The organism is Mycobacterium sp. 1245805.9, assembly GCF_001672915.1.
Lineage (GTDB): Bacteria > Actinomycetota > Actinomycetes > Mycobacteriales > Mycobacteriaceae > Mycobacterium.
The window spans coordinates 39688-60403 of sequence record NZ_LZKR01000093.1 but is presented as its reverse complement, the minus strand read 5'-3'; the positions used below and the strand labels follow the sequence as shown (position 1 = coordinate 60403).

The window sequence follows — 20716 nt, the reverse complement described above, 5'->3', positions numbered from 1 at the left end:
GCCCTAACGCGCTCCGCGCACTAGGCGACCGGGGCGCGCCCCGGTGTCGACGTCGTGGCGGCGGGTCACCGTGCCGCTGACGATTGTGGCGGCGTAGCCGCTCGCCCCCTGCAGGATCCGATGGCCGCCGGCCGGCAGGTCGAAGGCCATCGCCGCCGGGTGCAGTCGCAGGGCGTCCATGTCGATCACGTTGATGTCGGCCTTCTTGCCGGCTTCGATGGTGCCGCGGTCGGTGAGGCCGAACAGGTGCGCGGTGTCGCGGGACTGCTTGCGGATCACGTACTCGAGCGGCAACTTCTCGCCCCGGCGGCGGTCCCGCGCCCAGTGCGTCAGCAGGAACGTGGGATAGGAAGCGTCACAGATCATTCCGCAGTGCGCGCCGCCGTCGGAGAGCCCCAGCACGCCTGCGGGGTGCAGCATCATCTCCCGGATCGCGTCGCAGTTGCCGTCGGCGTAGTTGAACAGCGGCAGCATCAGCATGTTGGTCGCGTTCGACTCGAGCATGAGGTCATACAGGGTGGCCAGCGGGTCCTCGCCGCGTTCCTTGGCGATCGCGGCGACGGTGCGGTCGGGCGTCGGCTCGTAGTCGGGCGGGTTGCCCAGCGCGTAGAGGCGGTGCAGCGAGTGCTGCACCAGGGCGAACATCCCGTCGAACAGCAGGGTTGGGTCGACCGGCAGGTCCTCCTCGGACAGGATCGCCGCCTTGACCGCGGGATCGGCGAGGCGCTGCGCGAGCTCGGCGCGGCTGCATTCGGCCGCGAGCCTGCGATACGTCGGCCGATGGCTGAAGCCGTGATGCCCTTGGAAGCCGATCATCATTCCGAACGGTCGCGCCGCGATCTGCGGGTGCAGCCGTGCGCCCGCCGCGTGCGCATCTGCGGACAGGTCGAGCATCTCGCGCCACAGCTTCGGGTCGGCGTCCACCTGAATGAGGGCAAACGACACCGGGCGGTCGATCTCCGCGCTCAGCCGGCGCATCCAGTCCAATTCCTTCTTCGGGCCGATGATGTCCTCGCCCGCGGCCCCCTGTGGAGCCAGCTCGAACACGGCCTGACCGCCGGCGGCCATGGCTCGGCCCAGGCCGAACAGTTCCTCCTCGGCGGCGAAGGTGCCGGGCACCGGCTCGCCGTCCATCGCGCGGTGGCCCATCGTGCGCGACGTCGAAAATCCGAGCGCGCCGGCCTCGATGGCCTCGGTGACCAGCCGCGACATGGCCGCGATGTCGTCGGGGGTGGCCGGCTCGTTGCGGGCGCCCCGCTCGCCCATCGCATACGCGCGGATGGCGCCGTGGGCGACCTGGCTGCCGACGTCGATCGCGAACTTCTGCTTGCCGATCGCGTCGAGGTACTCGGGGTAGGTTTCCCAGCCCCAGGTGATGCCCTCGGTGAGCGCGGTGCCGGGGATGTCCTCGACGCCCTCCATCAACTCGATCAGCCATTGCTCGCTGCCGGGCCGCACCGGCGCGAAGCCGACGCCGCAGTTGCCGGTCACGATCGTGGTGACGCCGTGGCCGCTGGACGGCTCGAGCAGGCCGTCCCAGCTCACCTGGCCGTCGTAGTGGGTGTGGATGTCGACAAACCCGGGGGCCACCAGATGCCCTGTCGCATCGATGGTTTCGGCAGCCTCGCCGCCCATCTCGGGGTCGTCGGCGCCGCGCCGAACGACGTCGACGATGACGCCGTCCTTGATGCCGACGTCGGCCCGATAGCGCTCGGCGCCGGTGCCGTCGACGACAGTGCCACCGGTGATCTTCAGGTCGAACATGAGGTTCACTCCTTGTCGCCATGCGCAGTCGACGCGAGGCAGGCAGTATTTCGCTACGCCAAGTAGCGTAACTCCTCACAGTATTCGTCGCGGAGGAACCAGTCAATGACTCTGTCGCTGATCAGCGCGCACCCGCGAGGGATCACCCCTGCCCTGGAAGATCGGTACGTTGGTAGGTTCTGGAAGTGCTCTTCGCGGCCCTGCGCGACATGCAATGGAAAAAACGGCGCCTGATCATCACCGTCGTCAGCACCGCGCTGATCTTTGGAATGACACTGGTCATGACCGGACTGATGAACGGCTTCCAGGTCGAGGCCCGCGGCACCGTCGATTCCCTGGGCGTCGACGCGTTCGTGGTGAAAAACGGAGCGGCCGGACCGTTCCTGGGTTCGACACCATTCCCCGACGTCGACCTGGCCCACATTAGAGCTTTGCCCGGCGTCGCAGCCGCGGCCCCGCTGGGCTGCGTGGGGACGATCATGAAGGAGGGCGGGACAACGCGAAACGTCACGGCGTTCGGCGCCCCCGAGCATGGCCCCGGCATGCCGCGAGTCTCGGAGGGTCGCGCGCCGTCGATGCCGGACGAGGTCGCGGCGTCGAGTGTGCTGGGCCTGCGCGTCGGCGACACCCTGGAGGTCGGCGCACACGTATTGCGGATCGTCGGCATTGTGCCGAATTCCACTGCGCTGGCGAAGATCCCGAACATCTTCCTCACCACGCCGGGCCTGCAGCAGGTGGCGTATAACGGGCAGCCGATGGTCACGTCGATCGGGGTCGTCGGCACACCCCGACACCTCCCGGACGGCTACCAGACGTACGACCGGGCGGGTGCGGTGAAGGACCTGGTGCGCCCGTTGCACGTGGCGGTGACTTCGATCTCGATCGTCACCGTCTTGCTGTGGATCGTGGCGGCGCTGGTCGTCGGATCGGTGGTCTATCTCTCCGCGCTCGAGCGGGTCCGCGACTTTGCGGTGTTCAAGGCGATCGGCACGCGGACGCGATCCATCATGGCGGGGCTGACGTTGCAGGCGCTGGTTGTTGCGTTGCTCGCGGCGGCGGTGGGCGTCGGGCTTGCGCAGCTGATGGCACCGCTGTTTCCGATGATCGTCGCGATCCCCGTCGGCGCGTACCTGCTGTTACCCGCGGTCGCCATCGTGGTCGGCCTGTTGGCCAGCCTCGCCGGGCTGAGGCGCGTGGTGGCCATCGATCCGGCGCTCGCGTTCGGAGGTCCTTAGCGATGGGCGATCTCAGCATTCAGGACCTCGTCGTCGAGTACTACAGCGGCGGATACGCTCTGCGGCCGATCAACGGCTTGAACCTCGATGTGACGGCGGGGTCGTTGGTGATCCTCCTCGGGCCCAGCGGGTGCGGGAAGACGACGCTGCTGTCCTGCCTCGGCGGCATACTGCGGCCAAAGTCGGGCGCAATCAAGTTCGATGACGTCGACATCATCACCCTCGACCGCACTGCGCTGGCGGACTATCGGCGCGACAAGGTGGGCATTGTCTTCCAGGCGTTCAACCTGGTGCCCAGCCTCACGGCCCTAGAGAACGTAATGGTTCCGATGCGCGAGGCCGGGATGTCGCGCCGGGCCGCGCGTGAGCGCGCCGAGGAGCTCCTGACGCGGGTCAACCTTCAAGAGCGAATGAAACACCGCCCGGGCGACCTGAGCGGCGGGCAGCAGCAACGCGTGGCCGTCGCCCGCGCGATCGCGTTGGATCCACCGCTGATCCTCGCCGACGAACCGACCGCGCACCTCGACTTCATTCAGGTGGAAGAGGTGCTGCGGTTGATCCGCGAACTCGCGGACGGGGATCGTATTGTCGTGGTCGCCACCCACGACTCCCGGATCCTGCCGATGGCCGATCGCGTCGTCGAGCTGACGCCCGATTTCCCCGAGACGAACAAGCCACCGGAAACGATAGAGGTCAAGGCCGGCGAGGTGCTGTTCGAGCAGTCGACGATGGGCGAGCTGATCTACTTCGTGTCCGACGGTGAATTCGAGATCGTGCGCGAATTGGCTGACGGCGGTGAGGAATTGGTGAAGGTCTCCGGACCCGGGGACTACTTCGGCGAAATTGGCGTGCTGTTTCACATGCCGCGCGCGGCGACCGCGCGTGCCCGCACCGACGCGACCGTCGTCGGCTACACGGCGCCGGCGTTCCGTCAGCGGCTCGGCGACGGGGGCATCAGCGACATGATCAAGCACCGCAAGCTTGCCGCCGAGTGAGTTGGCGCTACAAACAACTCTTCAGTGCCGCAATGGTTTCCAGGTCGTCCAGCGCTGCCACACCGCGCCGCAGGCCCTCCATGGCGATGCCTTCGACCTGCATTCCGCCCATCCCCGCGGTGATCAGCGGGGCGACATACGCGTACAGCGCGGCCTGCCGGTAGCGCCGCCACAGGTCGTCGCGGTCGAGTTCCGGTCCGCCGGCGGCCGCGAGCCCGCGCCGGTAGTCGTCGAGCAGCTCGCGCTGGCTCGCCTCGCGGTCTTGCGGGGTCAGGCTGGTGATCAGCGTGTATGCGAGCTCGCGGGAGGGGTGGCCGCGCCGTACCGCCTGCCAGTCCAGCAGCCCCGCCTTGCCGCCGTGGAAATACATGTTGCCGGGGTGCGCGTCGCCGTGCATGACGGTGTGCGGGGTCGCGTCGATCAGCGCGGCGACGGCACGGTAGTTGTCGGCGATGAAGGCGCCGTTCTCGACGGGAATTTCGGTGCGTCCTGCGAGCCGCTTGATCGAGGCGTGCATCAGCGAACCGGTCAGGAGCGAGGTGACGTCGCTCGACGGCGTGTATAGCCAGCCCAGCGGGCCGCGACGATCGCGCGGGAGGCGGTCCCAGAAAGTAGCGTGCAGGTCGGCCAGCAATTCGACGATGAGGCTGGCCTGGTCGGGGGAGAGCGGGTGCAGCGTGTCGGGAAATTCGCACGATTCGGCGGGCAGGTCTTCCAGAACCAGCAGGTATCGGCCCGTCCAGCTGTCGAACGCGGCGCCGTAGGCCTGCGGCACGCCGTTGAGCTGCGGCGCGAGTTCGTTGTAGAAGCGCACCTCGGTGTGTCCGAGGCGGCCGAGTTCGCCCATCAGGCGGGTGGCGGCCGTTTCGGCGGCGACCTTGACGAACACCGATTCGGGGACGTTCTTGCCGGTCAGCACGAGCCGGGCCCGCGACGAGGTCCCGGCGTCATGGTCGAGCACCCGGACCGACCGAACCGTGGTTCCCATCAGCTTGGACAGGACTCCGGCGTCGATGTCGGCGACCGTGCGGGGCAACCCCAGCCGGGGGCCCACGACGGCGTCGGCGGCCACCCGGCTGACTCCCTGGCCCAGGTGAGCGGCCAAGCCGACAAGGGAAAAAGCTTGTTCCGCAAGGTTTTTCATATGTATCCGTCCTGGTTCGGGAGCCCCGTGCCGGCGGGAGGGGTCACTCAACCGGCGCGGGGTCCCGTCAGACAAAAATACCCGAACGTCTGGACATCAGACAATACTGGATTATTGTCTGATTTGTGGCACCAGGGCCCGCACCACGAACTGCTCGACGAACTGGCGTTTGTCGGCGGCCGGGCGATAGCGCCACGACGGCCCCAGTAGAAACAACGTGGTGGTGTGCAACCACTGGACGATCGAGCGAAAGTCGAGGTCGTCGTATAGGCGCCCCGCCCGCTTCCACCGGTTCAGCAGGGGTTCGTAGTGCCGCAGCAGCAGCTCAACGAAGGGCTCCGAGCCCTTATCCAGGGCCGCGGCCACGGCGGTGCTCTCCGCGGCGAACATCGCCTCGTTCAGCGGATTGCCGGCCACCGACTCGACGCGCGCCAGCACCATCTCGGGCACCGACCGAACCGGGTCCTCGGGTGTGGGCAGCGAGCGCACCAGATCACCAAGCGCTTTGTCGACCCGCATCAGCATCAGGCCGAGCAACACGTCGTCGCGGCCGGGGAAGTACCGGTACACCGTCGACCGCGACACGCCGGCCTCGTCGGCCACCTCACCCATCCGGAACTGAGAGTTGCCCCGGCGGACGATGCAGCGTCCCGCGGCGTCGAGGATCCGCCTGCGGGCCTCCTCGTCGTCGAGGATCGCGCGGTCGGCGCCCCACCACCGGCTCGGTTCCATTTCGCCGATGGTACGGGATGCGTTGTGCTGCTTCGAGATCTGATGCCGCGGATGACCGCAGTGGGGCCGCCTGGGCTCGAATCCCGCTGTGGCCCAGGCTATTAGCACACCAGAGAGGGCGATGATGGGCTACTCCGCTGCCGACGAGTCGTTCACCCACCAGCTCCCCACGACCTTCGACCGGGTGCACGATCCCGATCCGACGTGGTCGGACCGGTGCTATTTCTTCGCCGCGTCGCCCGACGGCACCATGTTGTTGGCAAGCGGCTACGGCAACAACCCGAACACCGGAACCGCGCTGGGATATGTCAAGGTCAGCCTCGCCGACGGCCGGCACTGGGACCTGTTGGCGGGCCGGCCCGTGACCGGTGCCGACCGCGCCGACCTGCGCGCCGGGCCGATGAGCTGGACCTGCGTCGAGCCGCTGAAGAAGTGGAGGCTCGACGTCGCCCCCAACAAGTCCGGCATCGAGTGGGAGCTCTACTACGAGCCCACCGCCCCGATGTGGGAGCTGCTGCCGATGAAGGTGCGCGGGGAGGACGGGCAGATGCTGGCCGACATGTACCACATGAAGGAACCCGGACGATGGAGCGGCTGGGTCGTGATCGACGGCGAGCGCATCAGCGTGGACGGGTTCCACGGCGGGCGCGACCGCACGTTCGGTGTGCGCGTCTCGGACAAGCTCGACTTCTGGCTGTGGCTTGACGCCGGATTCGACGACTGCGCCATCGAGGCCTGGGTCATCGAATCCTCGGACGGCACAGTCAATTACGTCGACGGTGGGATCACTCGCGCCGACGGCACGCTGTCGAAACGATTCGTCCAGATCGAGCACGAGGTGGAATTCGACGGCGACACCAAGCGGCCCGCCCGCGCGACGCTGATCTTCACCGACGAGGACGGCAAGGCCTACCGCGTCTTCGCCGACGCCGCCCACCAGGAGGTCAACGCCTACTACGGGCTGCCGATGGCGCATTGCCAATACGAGGACCTGGGCGGCGGGGCGTACTTCATCCATTTCCTTTGGGATAGCACCGATTCCGAGCAGCTGGCCGAGGCCGAGGGCAAATCGATGGCGCTCGACCAGCTGATGCGGTTCGAGACCGACGGCGACATCGGTTGGGGCGTCTTCGAATTGCTGCTCGGCGGGCGGGGCTACCGCCGCTATCCGAACTGGACCGCGATGGACATGTCGGCGTTCACCCAGGACAAGACACCCGTCGACCGGCTTCCCGCAGACGACGATCGGGCCCGCCGATGACGCTGGACGCCAACTCAGAGCAGCGCCTGACGGCCTGGCTGCGCTCGCAGGTGCCCGACGCCGACGACGTCCGCACCGAGGGCCTCGGCCGGGTGAACTTCGGACATTCCGCCGAGATGATGATGCTGAGCGTCGTCACCCGGCGGGGCGACCGGGACACCCGCCAAGACGCGGTGCTGCGTCTGCGGCCCAAACCACCCGCGCTGCTGGAGCCCTACGATCTCGCGCGCCAGTTCGCGATCCTGCGGGCGTTGGCGGACTCCGCGGTCCGTGTCCCGCGGGCGCTGTGGCTGGAAGAGACGGGCGACGTGCTCGGCCGGCCGTTCTTCGTGATGGAGCGGGCCGCCGGCCAGGTGTATGAGATGGAGGCGCCGGACGGCGTCGCGGACTCGACCGTGGTGCGGATGTGCCAGAGCCTGGTCGAACAACTCGCGGCGATCCACACCGTCGACCTCGCGCAGACCGGGCTCGACGCGCTGGACGACGGTGGCGATCATCTCGACCGCGAACTCGACCACTGGGTGGCGGAGATGAACCGGGTCAAGCGCGACCGCCTGCCCGCCCTGGAACGGCTCCACGAGGCGCTGCGCGCCGCCAAGCCCCAGCCGTGCCCGCGGGTCACTTTGGTGCACGGCGATGCCAAACCGGGCAACTTCGCCTTTCGCGACGGCGAGGTCAGCGCGGTGTTCGACTGGGAGATGACGACCGTGGGCGATCCACTGACCGACATCGGCTGGCTCGAGATGCTGTGGATGCAGCCCGTCGGCATCAACACCCACCCGGCGGCGCTCACCATCGACGCACTGCTGGCGCATTACGAGTCGGTCAGCGGAATCACGGTCCGCAACCGCGCGTGGTACCGCGCGTTCAACGCCTACAAGATGGCCGTCATCTGCCTGATCGGCGCGATGCTCATCGAGGACGGCCACAGCGACGACCAGAAACTTGCGCTCGCCGCCTACGGCACGTCGCTCTTGACGAAAGCCGGCCTCACTGACCTAGGCGTCGACGAATCTCTGGACGATGGTCCCGTGCTGCCGCGCGACGAACGCATTCAGCAGGTGTTGGCGCCCGCCACCTAGCGCGTCAGGCGAGCTCGTCAGAGGTGGAGCCGTCGGAAACACGGCACAGCGCGCTATCGAGCGTGCTGTGCAGCGACAACACGTTGTCCAACCCCATCAGCTTGATCGGCCTGCTGGTGGCCGGCCCATTCGCGACTACCGCGAATTGGGTAGGCGGCGCGACGTCGGCCTGCGCGGATACCAGGACGGTCATCCCGGCCGAGGCCAGAAAATCCACTTTCGACAGGTCGACGACCAGCCCCGCGGGTCCGGTGGCCAGCTCGGTGTGGATCGCCTCGGCGAGTTGCGGCGCGCTGAGCATGTCCACTTCACCCGAGACGGTCAATACGACCGTCTGGTCTACCTGGCGTTTTCCTACCTCGAAGGCTATCGGATCGGCCGAATCGCCGGATTGTTCGATCATGGTTCATCACTCACATTCGCCCGGTGCGGGACCGAGAAATCAACAGCTACTGCCAAGCCGGGGCTGTCGACTCAACCCGCGTAACACGCCTTACAGAGGACAAACACTCCATCGATCCTGCGCCGCTAGGCGGAGCGCAACCGCACGTGATCATCCGATCCTAAGCCACGGGACATCGACACCGCTGCTCCAGCCCCGAGCGATGCGCTTGCAACATCCGTTGTCAGTAGGCGACGGCTGAACGAATTTCGGCGCCCCGACGTGGTCGCAATGTGCGCGAGGACCGCCGCATGTGTTGCGCACGGCAGCCCCAGGTGGATGAATTGCGTCCACCGAGTGTCGTTCCCAGGCTGCGCGGCTTGGCCGGAAAAGCGGGAAAGGACGGTAGGCATGGAGGCCGGTGGTCAGGATGGTGCCCCGGACGACGACGTTGACACGACCAAGCCCGAACCTCCCCGTCGCTTCGCGCTGAACCGGCGGGCCGCACTGCTCGGCATGGGCGCCGTCGCCGGTTTCGCGGCGGTGGACGTGGGCGGGTTTGCCTATGCCGGCGGCTGGCTGCGGCCGGACACGCTCACCCCACCCCGGTTCGCCGATCGCTTCGAACACGTCTTCGGCCGCCACGACGGGTTTCGGCGAAACCACGCCAAAGGGCTCAGCGCAACGGGATCTTTTGCGAGCAACGGGGCGGGCGCGGCCATCTGCCGGGCGGCGGTCTTCCGGCCCGGCACCGTTCCGGTCGTCGGACGGTTCTCGCTGGGCGGCGGCCTGCCGGACCAGGCGGACAAACCCGACACCGTCCGCGGCCTCGGGCTGCTGTTCGAGGCCGACGGGCAGCAGTGGCGCACCGCGATGATCAACTTCCCCGTCTTCACGGACAGCACCCCGGAGGGGTTTTACGAGCGGTTGCTCGCGTCCAAGCCGCTGCCCGAAACGGGCAAGCCCGACCCGCAAAAGCTGGCCGCGTTCCTCGATCGCCATCCCGAAACCGTCGCCGCGATGAAGATCATCAAGCAGTCCCCGCCCACCGCGGGATTCGCGGACAGCACGTTTTACGGGCTGAACGCGTTCTGGTTCACCAACACCGCCGGCGCCACCGTCCCGGTGCGCTGGTCGGCGGTCCCGCAGGACGCCGACGGCAGCGGGGCCCCGCAGCCGGCGCACGGCAAGGACTACCTTTTCGACGACCTCATCCGCGCGGCGTCGCAGCGGCCGCTGAGTTGGCGGCTGGTCCTCACCGTCGGCGAGCCGGGCGATCCGACCCACGACGCCACCAAGCCGTGGCCGCAGTCGCGGCGGACCATCGACGCCGGCACCATCACCATCACGGCGGTGCAGACCGAGGAAGCCGGCAACGCGCGCGACATCAACTTCGACCCGCTGGTCCTGCCGGACGGCATCACCGCATCGGACGACCCCCTGCCGCCGGCGAGATCAGCCGTCTACGCGCGCTCCTTCACCCGCCGCGCCGAGGAGCCCAAGTCGCCCAGCGAGGTCAACGTCACCAAGGTGCTGTCATGACTGGCACCGCAAGCGAAACCACAGGAACCCCAACGCGTTTCGCCCTCCCCTCCCGGATCCTGCACTGGCTGATGGCGCCGATGGTCATCGTCCAGCTGCTGATCGGGGTGACAATGATCGCTTCGCTGAGCTACTACCCGCTGCTGCTGTCCATCCACCGCCCGCTGGGGGTGCTGATCCTCGCGTTCGCCGTGGTGCGCCTGGTGAACCGGCTCACCCACCGACTGCCACCCTTCCTCGCCACGATGAGCCGCGCCGAACGCCGCGTCGCGTCATGGTCGGAGTACATGCTGTACGCGCTGTTGCTGCTACAGCCCCTGGTCGGGTGGGCAATGCTGTCGGCGGCGCGGTTCCCTATCACCATGGCGGGTCCGCTGCGCCTGCCCGGCATCGCGCCGCACAACCTCGATCTCTACGCGGTGCTCCGGCAGGCCCACAACGTCTTCGCCTTCCTCCTCTTCCTGACGTTCACCGCCCACGTCTGCGCGGTGCTGTTTCACACGCTGGGGCTGCGGGACGGGCTGCTCGATCGCATGGCGCTGTGGCCCACCAAACGTGGTCGAGGCTCCCGCTGACGGCGCCGATCCTGGTAGTAACGCGGTCACCCTGAGGCGGCCCGACGCGGCTATCGTCGGTTTATGCCTGACCGGCAAGCTTTGGCGACGTTTCTGCGGGCCCGCCGCGACCTGCTGAAACCGGCCGACGTGGGGCTCGCGGAGGGTGAGCGTCGGCGGGTGGCGGGGCTGCGCCGCGAGGAAGTCGCGATGCTGGCCGGCATCAGCTCCGAGTATTACCTGCGGCTCGAGCAAGGCCGGGAACGCCAACCTTCGGATCAGGTGCTCGAGGGCCTCGCCAGCGCGTTGCAGCTCAACGACGACGCCACCGAGTACATGCGCAGCCTGGCTCGCCCCGCCCCTCGCCGCAGGCAGCGCGGCTCGGTTTCCGCGGAGAAAGCCGATCCGGGTCTTCAGACACTGATCGACAGTTGGCCACTCACGCCGGCGTATGTCGTGGGCCGGCAGATGACCGTCCTCGTCGCCAACCCGATGGCGCGGGCTCTGATGCCCCACTTCGCGCCCGGGGTGAATCAGCTGCGGGCCGTCTTCTTGGAACCTGACTTGCGCGCGTGGATACCCAACTGGGACTACGTCACCGAGATCTTGGTGTCCTGGCTGCGGTTCAACATCGGCGAAGAAAACCCCGATGATCCCGAACTGCAGTCGCTCATCGGTGAGCTCTCCATCGGCAGCCACCGGTTCAGCACGTTGTGGGCTCGCCAGGACGTCAAACAAAAGACAAGCGGCCCGGCATTGATCAACCACCCGCAGCTTGGCCCGCTTGAGTTGCGCTACCGGGCATTCCGGCTGCCCGAAACGTGCCAGGCGCTGGTTACCTACTATGCCGAGCCCGGAACGCCCTCGGAGGAGCGGCTGCGGTTGCTCTCGGGCATCGCCCAGCCGACCTCGTAACTTGTCTTAGATTCGCTGCGCTACAAGCGGTTTAGTCGGCCGTGTTGCTGGCTGACTGCGGCCCTACCAGTAAGACCGCGGCCTGGATGCCTTGCGCCGCGGGCGAAATGCTGGATGCAGAAACCATATTCAGGAAGTAGGAAAGTGAACGACGATTTTTCCGAGCGCGTCCGCGCCAATCAAAGACGCCTCACGGCCTCGCTGAAACCCAACTACGACTTCATCGTCTGCGGAGCGGGCTCATCAGGCTCGGTGGTCGCCCGGCGCCTGGCGGAGAACCCGGCCGCCAGCGTGCTGTTGGTGGAGGCAGGTGGTGACGATGAGGTGCCGGCCGTCACCGAAGCGAATCAATGGCCGACAAACCTTGGCAGTGAGCGTGATTGGGCATTTCGCGCTTTGCCCAATCCGCGCCTCAACGGACGCTCCCTGTCGATGTCGATGGGGAAGGTGCTGGGCGGCGGGTCCAGCATCAACGTCATGTGCTGGGCGCGGGGACACCAAAACGACTGGGACTTCTTCGCCGACGAGGCTGGCGACCCGGGCTGGGGGTATCGTGCGGTCCTCGACACATATCGCCGCATCGAGGATTGGCACGGTGCCGCCGACCCTGACTACCGCGGCACCGGGGGTCCGGTGTTCGTGCAGCCGGCCCCCGACCCGAGTCCGTTGGCGCCGGCCACCTTGATGGCCGCGAGTTCGATCGGCATCCCGACCTTCGAGAATCCGAACGGGCGCATGATGGAAGGGCGCGGCGGAGCCGCGATCGAGGACATCCGAGCCCGGAACGGCAAGCGGGAGTCGGTATTCCGGTCCTACACCTATCCGCTGATGGACCGACCAAACCTGACGGTGCTCACCGACGCGCTCGTGACGCGTGTCGTGTTCGACGGCAACCGCGCCACCGGTGTGGAGGTTTCCTACCGCGGCGCACAGCTGTCCATCGGGGCCGGATCGGAGGTCGTGCTTTCTTTGGGAGCTATCCACACGCCGAAGGTGTTGATGTGCTCCGGCATCGGTGACGAGGCCGAGCTGCGAAGGGCCGGAATACCCGTTCGCCACCATCTTCCGGGCGTGGGCCGCAATCTGCAGGATCACGTCGCGTTGTGCTGTGTGTGGCAGGACCGGGTGCCGCTGCCGCCGCGTAACACGATGTCCGAGGCCACGGTCTATGGGTCGATGTCCGACTCCGACACGCCCGACGTGTTCATCTGCCAGGCCGAGGTGCCCATCTCCATGAGTGAGGAGGCCATCGCCCGCTACGGGCTCCCGTCGAGCGGGTGGACGCTGGTCGCCGGCGTTGCGCACCCCAAAAGCCGGGGTCGGCTGCGCCTTTCCGGACCTCATCCGCACGACCCAATACACATCGACGCCAACACTTTCGGCGAGTCGGAGGACCTCAAGGCGGCTATCGCAGCGGTGGAGCTGTGCCGTGAGATCGGCAACTCGGCACCGCTCGGCCCATTCGTCACTCGCGAGGTGATGCCCGGCAACCTGAAGGGCCGCGAGCTCGAGGACTTCGTCCGTACCGCCGCCACCAGCTACTGGCATCAGAGTGGCACCGCACGGATGGGACGCGACTCGGAGTCTGTCGTCGACGGTTCTCTGCGCGTCTACGGGATCGAGAACCTGCGCGTCGCCGACGCGTCGATCATGCCGCGGATCACCACGGGCAACACCATGGCCCCGTGCGTGGTCATCGGTGAGCGCGCCGCGGAAATGATCGTCGCCGACCACGCGAAGGGAGCCTGACGGTGTTCGAATTCATCGGCCGCACCGCGCTTGTCACGGGCGCGGCGCGCGGCCAAGGCCGCTCACACGCGATTCGCCTCGCTCAAGAAGGCGCCAATGTGGTCCTGCTGGACGTCTGCCGCGACCTTGACAGCCCGGCGTATGCGGGCGCGACCGAATCCGATCTCGCGGACACCGTCAAAGCGGTCGAGCACGCGGGACGGGTGGCGTTCGCCCGAGTCGTAGACATCCGGGACTATCGAGATCTGCAATGCCACGTCGATGACTCCGTCGACGCGCTTGGGCCGATCGACATCGTGTCGGTGAACGCGGGAATCTACCCGTCCGGCGGCAAGGCGTGGGAGCTGAGTCCCGAGGAATGGCGCGAGGTGATCGATATAAACCTCACCGGCGCGTTCAACACCGTGCGCGCCGTCGTCCCGCAGATGCTGCAGGCGGGCAGGGGCGGATCGATCGTGTTCACCAGCTCGGCGGTCAGCATCCGAGCGGTGCAGAACTGCGCGAACTACGTCGCGTCCAAGGCCGGCGTGCTCGGATTGATGAAGGCGATGGCGCTCGAGCTCGGAGAGCACAAGATTCGGGTCAACGCCATGTGCCCATCGATAGTGGGCACCGACATGGTCTGGAACGACCGTTTGTACGAGCTGTTCCGGCCCGATCTCGAGCGTCCCGGGCTCGCCGACGTCGAGCCGGTGTTCCGGACCAACACCGTCCTTGGCATTCCCTGGGTAGAACCCATCGATGTGAGCGAAGCCCTCGTCTGGCTCGCCTCGGACGCCGCCCGCTATGTCACCGGTGTCGTGCTGCCGGTGGACGCCGGGACCAGCCTTCTGTAGTCCTCCGTGTACGCCGCGCTCGAGGTCAATATCCCCAGCTACGCGAGCGCCATTCTCACCGCCGAAGAGGTCGTGGACGCGCTGGAAACGCGCCAAAGTAACGGCGGTAGCGTCTGATCATGCTGATCGGGGCACTACGCGGCGTGCACCGGCGACGGACGACCTGCCCGCTCGCGGCCCGATCGGACGAATATGATCGGCACCCGACAGTGCCACGAAGGAGTGGGGAAGTTCCATGCCGAACCAGCAGCAGGCCGACCGGATGACGTCGGGCAAGGGGTTCATTGCAGCGCTCGACCAGAGCGGCGGCTCGACGCCCAAGGCGCTACGCCTATACGGAATTCAAGAGGACGCGTATTCCTCCGACGCGGAGATGTTCGACCTCATCCACCAGATGCGTTCGCGGATCATCACCTCCCCGGCGTTCAACGGCGACCGGGTGCTGGCGGCGATCCTGTTCGAGCAAACCATGGACCGGGACATCGAGGGCGTGCCGTCGACCACGTACCTCTGGGAGACCAAGGGCGTGGTGCCCATCCTGAAGATCGACAAGGGCCTGGCGGAGGCGTCCGACGACGTCCAGCTGATGAAGCCGATGCCCGGACTGGACGAGCTGCTGGAGCGGGCCGTGAGTAAGGGTGTCTTCGGCACCAAGGAACGGTCGGTGATCGGCGGGGCCAACGCGGCGGGCATCGCGGCGATCGTCGCCCAGCAGTTCGAGGTGGGCCATCAGGTGCTGTCGCACGGCCTGGTGCCCATCCTCGAGCCCGAGGTCACGATCTCGATCCCGGACAAGGCCGAGGCCGAGGCCATCCTGCGCGACGAGATCACCAAGCAACTCGAAACCGTGCCGGACGGTCAGCGCGTGATGATCAAGCTGAGCCTGCCCACCGAGGTCAACTTCTACCGTCCCCTGATCGAGCACCCCAAGGTGATGCGGGTGGTCGCGCTGTCCGGCGGTTACTCGCGCGAGGAGGCCAACGAGCTGCTGGCGAAGAACACCGGGTTGATCGCCAGCTTCAGCCGCGCGCTGACCGAGGGGCTGGCGGTCGACCAGTCCGACGAGCAGTTCAACGCCACGCTGGACAAGTCGATCCAGTCGATCTACGACGCGTCCGTCGCGGGCTGACGGCGGACGATCCGATCACTTGAAGTGCGCTTTGGTGATCTCACCGTGGATCCCGACGGTGCGATCGACCACCTGAGACACGGAGAAGTCGGCGGCGGCGGCCAAATACGCGTAGGCGGTCGCGCGATCCATCCCCCGGTCGAACTCGAGAAAGTCCAGCGCATTGACGACGGCGCGACGCATGGCCACGTTGAGGTCACTGATCTGGCCATGGACGCTGCCATCGGGGTCGGACAGCCCGATCGGCACCCACAGGTCGGCGGTCTCAGCGAAGGGATAGCGGTAGGCCACCGACGGAGCATCGCCGGATTTGGGTTTACACACAGTGAGGCGGAACGTTCCGCGCAGGGACCCCTCCATCGCCGTTAGCGCGACTTCACCGTTTCCCATCGCCAAGTGGGGGTCGCCCGCGTAGAAAAGCGCGCCTTCGGCGAATACGGGGAGGTAGAACGTGGAGCCCGGGCCGAGGAGCCGGATGTCGATGTTGCCCCCGCCCAGGGTCGGCGGGATCGAGTTCGCGCTTGCGGCGGTCAGCTCGGAGTCCTGAGAGAAGGCGACGCCCATGATTCCCATGAAGGGATTGAGGGGAAACCGCACCGATCTCGTGCCGTAGTGCATGACGCCAAGGCCATTCTCGACGGCGGTGAAGGTGGAGACGTTGCCGTATTTCGTCGGATCGGGATTGGGCCGACCATCCTGGCCCACCGGCGGCATGACCTCCTGGATGGTGATTCCCGCCGGAGCGCCGCCGTCGGCGGATCGCGCCAACGCTCCCTTACCGTGCCGGTTGGATACGACGCCGTAGGGTACCCGCGGCGTCGCCTCTATCGTTTCGATCTTGAGCACATCGCCGGGCTGCGCGCCCTCGACGAACACCGGTCCAGTGACGACGTGAGGCCCATCTTTGTCGAAATCGCGTGATGTACGGCGGTATTCGGATGCGACGGCAATGGCATCGTCGAGGACGTTGTACCGTGGGACGCCCTTCGACCCAAAGTAGGCGACGGGATCGCGCCCCTGGTCCTCGAGAATGCCCTCGTGCGAAATGGTGTCGATCGTGAGGGTTTCTCCTGACTTCATTCTCAGCACCGGCGTGGCGTGGACGTTGGGGACGTAGCCCCAGAGCACCTGGTCCGGAGTCGAATGCAGATAGTGGTTACCGGTGATCGAGCCCTGGCCAGGCTGTAGAACCTTGACCGCAGTCGAAAGTGGGTTCGCCGACTGGCTTTTGGCGCAACTTGCCGCGACGCCGACGACACCGACGCCGGCGCTGACGGCCGCGACTGCCCGGACGAAGTCACGTCGGCCGACGCCTTCGATGATGGTGCCGTGTGCTCTGCGTGCGAATGCCTCATCCATTGGCGGCCCTCAGGTTTATCGGTTCGGTCGATGCTTTCCACGGATCGTTGCATCTAGCGCAAACCCGAATCCAATACCAATCGGTGATGGGCGCTATCGGCATTAATGATGGCTTGCTGCAAAGGTTTTGGGCTACAGCGACGGCGCCCTCGGTCATTATTTCAGGCGCGTTAAGGATCCGCTACAGGCATCGAAAATCATTCCGTCAGGGCGCTTTGACCGACTCGCGCTAATAGCGATGGTTGGCCATGGGCGGCCTGCCCTGGCCGGTGTCGCCTTCGTCCGATACCAACGCGGGCACCATTTCGCTGGTCACCAGCCCCTCGTCCTGCGTGAGTTCGTCGACGACGTCGAAGCATTCCGCGACGTTGGCCGGGGTGTCGACGACGATCGTGACCGCCGGGACGCGACGCCGCAGCGAAAGCAGCGCGTCCCCGTGCGGTCGGTGGTCTCCGTGGTAACCCCAGATGCCCCGCACCACGGTCGCGCCGTCCGGCGATTCGCGCTGACGAAGCCGCTGCACGATCGCGCGGTGGATCGGCACACCGTCATGCAGCGCCGATTCGGAGGTGTAGATCATCAGCTTCTGCCACAGGGGCAGGCCGCGTTCGTCGACCCCCGGCAGGGCGTGTGGCCGTTCCAGTAATTCGCCGTCGCGCTTGCACACCCGGACCCGCTCGAGCGTGAACATGGGCCGGCGGAGCAGGTCGCCGAGCTCCGGCAGCACCCGAGCGATCCGCTCGCCGGACCCGACCGCGACGACCATCATCGGCACGTCGGCGTTGCGACCGAAAAAGCGCGCGCGGTGCCGTTGTCCGTGGATGAGGCCGTCGACGCCCAGGAAGACCGAGGCGCCGGCAATGCGGCGCCGGTGCATCAGATCGCAGACGGCGACGTAGGCCGGCATCCCGTTGACGCGCTCCTTGCGGCCGAGGTAGATCGTCAGCTTGACGGCCTCGCGCAAGTCGTCGGGTAGTTCCGGCAAGCTGATGTCTTCGCGCAGCAGCCGCGCGCGCTCCAGCGTGACCAGGCCGCGGCGTTTGATCGCGAGCACCGGGTCGAGCAGGGCCTCGATCGATTTTCGGGTGTCCACGGCGACGATCACCACGGGCGGGTCTTCGGACAGCGTGAGCGACTCGTCGGTTCGCAGGTGCCGCCCAGTCCCGAATCCGCCGATGCCGCGTAGCACGACGCTGCTGGCGATGCGGTGCTGTTGGTAGAGGTTGAGCAGCACGTCGGAGACGAAGCCCTCGCCGGTCCGCCGGCGCTCCGCCATGTAGGCAGTGAGCTTCAGACAGTCCTCGTCCACGCCCGCTCCCGTCGCCGTTGCGAAATTTTACCTATTGGATCCACGCCGCCCGGCTTTGGGACCAATTCCTCTGCTGCGGCGCGATTTTGGCCGCTAATTTGGTGTGTGCCTTGATGTTTCGCGTCGAATCCGTTACGCGGACGTTAACACCAGGTGGCCGCAAACCCACGGAGGAGTCATCGTGCCCACTCAGTGCATGGCCCGGGGAGGTGACCTGCGGCGACTGGCGGGTTTGCTCGAACGGGTCGACGGCTTGTTGGCCAGATTGTCCGAGGCCGAGCGCTCGTGGGCGACATGGCTGACCACCGTGGCGCCCGGGCATCGGTCGAGCGCGCGAAACCTGGTCCATTACTGGGCCATTCGCCAATTCGATTTGCGGCAGCTGCAGACGGACTTGGCGGAGTTCGGGCTGTCGTCGCTGGGCCGCAGCGAATCACATGTTCAAGCCACGCTTTCGGCGGTGCGCTCGGCCATCGCCGCCATCGTGGAGGGAAGATGGGAGCCGCCGCTGCCGTCGGTGGTGCCCATCGGCCGCGGACCCGAGATCTTGCGGCAACACACGGTGGACCTGCTGGGTCCACGCCCGCCGCACCGCGCGACCCGCATCATGGTCACGCTGCCGTCGGAGGCCGCCACCGACGCCGACCTGGTTCGCGGGCTGGTGCGACGCGGCATGAACATCGCGCGGATCAACTGCGCGCACGACGACGCACCGGCGTGGCGCGCGATGGCCCACCATGTCCGGGACGCGGCCACCCGCGCCGGCGAAACATGCTTGGTGGCGATGGATCTCGCAGGCCCGAAGTTGCGTACCGGGCCGCTGGAGCCCGGGCCCCGCGCAATAAAACTGCGGCCGCAGAGAAACGCCCTCGGTCAGGTCGTCGCCCCGGCGCGCGCGTGGTTGACGTCGACCGAGGAGCCGACCGACCCGCCCGAACCCGGCATGGCGGTGATCAGCGTCCCGCGACGGTGGCTGGCCAACCGCGACCGCGGCGACGTCCTGGTATTGCGGGACGCACGCGAATCCAGGCGGCGGCTGGGACTCGAGACCGCCGATACTGCAGGCGGATTCGTGCTGACCGCCCAGCAGACCACCTATCTGGTGACCGGTACGGCACTGGACGCCGGGGATGGCGGAAAGCCGGCCGAGGTGGGCCCGCTGCCGGCCAAGGAGCAGAGCTTGTTGTTGTGCGCCGGAGACCTGCTGCGGCTGACCCGAGACTGTTCACCGGCCCCGGTCGACGGTGACCAACCCGTCGCGCGGATCGGGTGCACGCTGCCCGAGGCGTTCGATCATGCCCGACCCGGGGATGCGATCCACTTCGACGACGGCAGGATCGGCGGGCGGGTGGTGTCCGTCGACCCCGACGTCATCACCGTGCGCATCGACCATCCCGAAGAGGGCGAGGCTCGCCTGAAGGCCGCGAAGGGCATCAACATGCCCGACACCGAGCTGCCGATGTCGGCGATCACCGACCGCGACGTCGCCGACCTTGCCGCCGTGGTCGAACTGGCGGACCTGGTCGACATGTCCTTCGTTCGCAACCCGGCGGATGTCGAGCGGCTGCTGGACGAACTCGATCGCCTCGGTGCTGACGATCTTGGCATCGTGCTGAAGGTCGAAACGCGGCGCGCCTTCGAACACCTGCCGCAGCTGCTGCTGACCGCGATGCGCCGGGCGCGGGTCGGGGTGATGATCGCGCGGGGCGACCTGGCGGTCGAGTGCGGCTACGAGCGGATGGCCGAGCTGCAGGAGGAAATCCTGTGGTTGTGCGAAGCCGCGCACCTGCCGGTGATCTGGGCAACGCAGGTGCTCGAGCAGCTCGCCAAGACCGGCCTACCGTCGCGCGCCGAGATCAGCGATGCGGCGATGAGCGAACGGGCCGAATGCGTGATGCTGAACAAGGGTCCCTACCTGCCCGAGGCGGTGACGGTGCTCGACAACATCATGCGCCGAATGGGGGAGCACTACTACAAGAAGAACTCGTTGTTACGTCCGCTGCATTCTTGGTCAGCGGCGGGCCCCGAGCGAGTCGACGATGATTCGGGTGGTGCGCTCGGCTCGGCGTCGTGAATAGGACTGTGCGTCAGAGAGAATCGGGTACACCACGCCGCCGACGATGGCGTCGGCCGCCGACTCGGCCGTTGCCTCGTCGATGCCGTCCGCGAGAAGCCGGCTGCGGACGCTTTCGTGCAGCGGCAAACTGAACCCGGCTCGCAGTTTGGCGGCGGTTTCCGGGTGCTCCATACAGGCGACGGTCAGGATGCGAAGCATCGCCGAGCCCCGCGGTGCGGTCAGGGTTGCGGCTAGTTTGCGTACCCACGCGACGAGGTCGGATGCGAGGTCCTCGGTGTGGTCCACCGACGCGAGGATCTTGTCCGCGTCCTCGAGCATGACGTCGGCGACCAGCGCCGGACGGCTGGGCCACCAGCGATAGATGGTCTGCTTGCCCACGCCGGCCCGCGCGGCGACCGCCTCGATGGTCAGGCCGTCGAATCCGCGCTCGAGAAGCAGTTCTCGGGTCGCGGTGACGATGGCCGTGCGCGATTTCTCGCTGCGGCGCCTCGGATAGCTCGCCTGGGTGAGATCGGTTGGCATCTAAGTGATCCTCATCTCCCCAGGTCTCTTCGGTCGCCCACCGGGTCCGGTCCGCTTTACATATCCTGACCCGCCCCGTAGTCTGCCACAAGACGAGACGGTTCGTCTTGTAAGGAAGGGGCAGCGGTC

At 66.9% G+C, this 20716-nt stretch carries 18 protein-coding genes; 11 read left to right on the top strand and 7 right to left on the bottom strand.

All coding sequences use genetic code 11. The annotated features are described in order from the left end of the window. Positions 1-3: 3 nt before the first annotated feature. A complete protein-coding gene (locus A9X00_RS13375) occupies positions 4-1764 on the bottom strand; it encodes an amidohydrolase family protein (protein ID WP_067153832.1) in 1761 nt (586 codons plus the stop codon). Between the two features lie 185 nt (positions 1765-1949). On the opposite strand from A9X00_RS13375, the gene A9X00_RS13370 reads away from it, so the two are divergent. Beyond that, on the top strand, positions 1950-2999 hold the full coding sequence (locus A9X00_RS13370) for an ABC transporter permease (RefSeq protein WP_067153674.1): 1050 nt from the start codon (positions 1950-1952) through the stop codon (positions 2997-2999). Between the two features lie 2 nt (positions 3000-3001). After that, entirely contained in the window at positions 3002-3994 is a 993-nt protein-coding gene (locus A9X00_RS13365) for an ATP-binding cassette domain-containing protein (protein ID WP_067153672.1), read from the top strand. A 7-nt stretch (positions 3995-4001) separates the two neighbouring features. On the opposite strand, the gene A9X00_RS13360 is transcribed toward A9X00_RS13365, so the two are convergent. Both A9X00_RS13360 and A9X00_RS13355 read right to left on the bottom strand, forming a co-directional pair. After that, positions 4002-5138: a phosphotransferase gene (locus A9X00_RS13360; RefSeq protein ID WP_067153669.1), complete on the bottom strand. Its 1137-nt coding sequence runs from the start codon at positions 5136-5138 to the stop codon at positions 4002-4004. Between the two features lie 111 nt (positions 5139-5249). Then, on the bottom strand, positions 5250-5870 hold the full coding sequence (locus A9X00_RS13355) for a TetR/AcrR family transcriptional regulator (RefSeq protein WP_067153667.1): 621 nt from the start codon (positions 5868-5870) through the stop codon (positions 5250-5252). 124 nt (positions 5871-5994) lie between these two features. Between A9X00_RS13355 and A9X00_RS13350 the strand changes: the two genes are divergently transcribed. Together A9X00_RS13350 and A9X00_RS13345 are read left to right on the top strand one after the other, a co-directional pair. Beyond that, positions 5995-7131, top strand: coding sequence for a hypothetical protein (locus tag A9X00_RS13350; RefSeq protein WP_197515154.1), 1137 nt, complete (start codon positions 5995-5997; stop codon positions 7129-7131). Further along, the gene (locus A9X00_RS13345) at positions 7128-8213 is read left to right on the top strand and encodes a phosphotransferase family protein (protein ID WP_067153663.1); all 1086 of its coding nucleotides are present in this window, start codon (positions 7128-7130) and stop codon (positions 8211-8213) included. Before A9X00_RS13350 ends, A9X00_RS13345 begins: the two co-directional genes overlap by 4 nt. Positions 8214-8217: 4 nt before the next feature. On the opposite strand, the gene A9X00_RS13340 is transcribed toward A9X00_RS13345, so the two are convergent. Beyond that, the gene (locus tag A9X00_RS13340) at positions 8218-8616 is read right to left on the bottom strand and encodes an STAS domain-containing protein (protein WP_067153661.1); all 399 of its coding nucleotides are present in this window, start codon (positions 8614-8616) and stop codon (positions 8218-8220) included. Positions 8617-9006: 390 nt separating this feature from the next. Here A9X00_RS13340 and A9X00_RS13335 point away from each other — a divergent pair, with 390 nt between their 5' ends. From A9X00_RS13335 to A9X00_RS13310, 6 genes are all read left to right on the top strand, one after another. Next, positions 9007-10137, top strand: a complete 1131-nt coding sequence (locus A9X00_RS13335) for a catalase family peroxidase (RefSeq protein WP_304441553.1) — start codon at positions 9007-9009, stop codon at positions 10135-10137. Further along, on the top strand, positions 10134-10712 hold the full coding sequence (locus A9X00_RS13330; protein ID WP_067153659.1) for a cytochrome b: 579 nt from the start codon (positions 10134-10136) through the stop codon (positions 10710-10712). Before A9X00_RS13335 ends, A9X00_RS13330 begins: the two co-directional genes overlap by 4 nt. Before the next feature lie 63 nt (positions 10713-10775). Next, positions 10776-11606: a helix-turn-helix domain-containing protein gene (locus tag A9X00_RS13325; protein ID WP_067153657.1), complete on the top strand. Its 831-nt coding sequence runs from the start codon at positions 10776-10778 to the stop codon at positions 11604-11606. Positions 11607-11720: 114 nt separating this feature from the next. Continuing rightward, positions 11721-13355 carry a GMC family oxidoreductase N-terminal domain-containing protein gene (locus tag A9X00_RS13320; protein ID WP_082975175.1) on the top strand — a complete coding sequence of 545 codons (1635 nt, stop codon included), beginning with the start codon at positions 11721-11723 and terminating at the stop codon, positions 13353-13355. Positions 13356-13357: 2 nt separating this feature from the next. Further along, positions 13358-14191 (top strand): mycofactocin-coupled SDR family oxidoreductase, encoded by an 834-nt coding sequence (locus tag A9X00_RS13315; RefSeq protein ID WP_067153655.1) that lies wholly within the window; start codon positions 13358-13360, stop codon positions 14189-14191. Positions 14192-14426: 235 nt separating this feature from the next. Further along, entirely contained in the window at positions 14427-15320 is an 894-nt protein-coding gene (locus A9X00_RS13310) for a fructose bisphosphate aldolase (RefSeq protein WP_067153653.1), read from the top strand. A gap of 15 nt (positions 15321-15335) precedes the next feature. Here the strand turns inward: A9X00_RS13310 and A9X00_RS13305 are convergent, their stop codons facing one another. Together A9X00_RS13305 and A9X00_RS13300 are read right to left on the bottom strand one after the other, a co-directional pair. After that, positions 15336-16679, bottom strand: a complete 1344-nt coding sequence (locus A9X00_RS13305; protein ID WP_067153651.1) for an acetamidase/formamidase family protein — start codon at positions 16677-16679, stop codon at positions 15336-15338. A gap of 229 nt (positions 16680-16908) precedes the next feature. Continuing rightward, positions 16909-17988 carry a DUF190 domain-containing protein gene (locus tag A9X00_RS13300; RefSeq protein WP_067153649.1) on the bottom strand — a complete coding sequence of 360 codons (1080 nt, stop codon included), beginning with the start codon at positions 17986-17988 and terminating at the stop codon, positions 16909-16911. Between the two features lie 196 nt (positions 17989-18184). Here A9X00_RS13300 and A9X00_RS13295 point away from each other — a divergent pair, with 196 nt between their 5' ends. After that, the gene (locus tag A9X00_RS13295; RefSeq protein WP_067153647.1) at positions 18185-20062 is read left to right on the top strand and encodes a pyruvate kinase; all 1878 of its coding nucleotides are present in this window, start codon (positions 18185-18187) and stop codon (positions 20060-20062) included. Here A9X00_RS13295 and A9X00_RS13290 read toward each other — a convergent pair. Beyond that, the gene (locus tag A9X00_RS13290; RefSeq protein WP_067153645.1) at positions 20000-20587 is read right to left on the bottom strand and encodes a TetR/AcrR family transcriptional regulator; all 588 of its coding nucleotides are present in this window, start codon (positions 20585-20587) and stop codon (positions 20000-20002) included. The genes A9X00_RS13295 and A9X00_RS13290 overlap by 63 nt on opposite strands. Between the last annotated feature and the right edge of the window lie 129 nt (positions 20588-20716).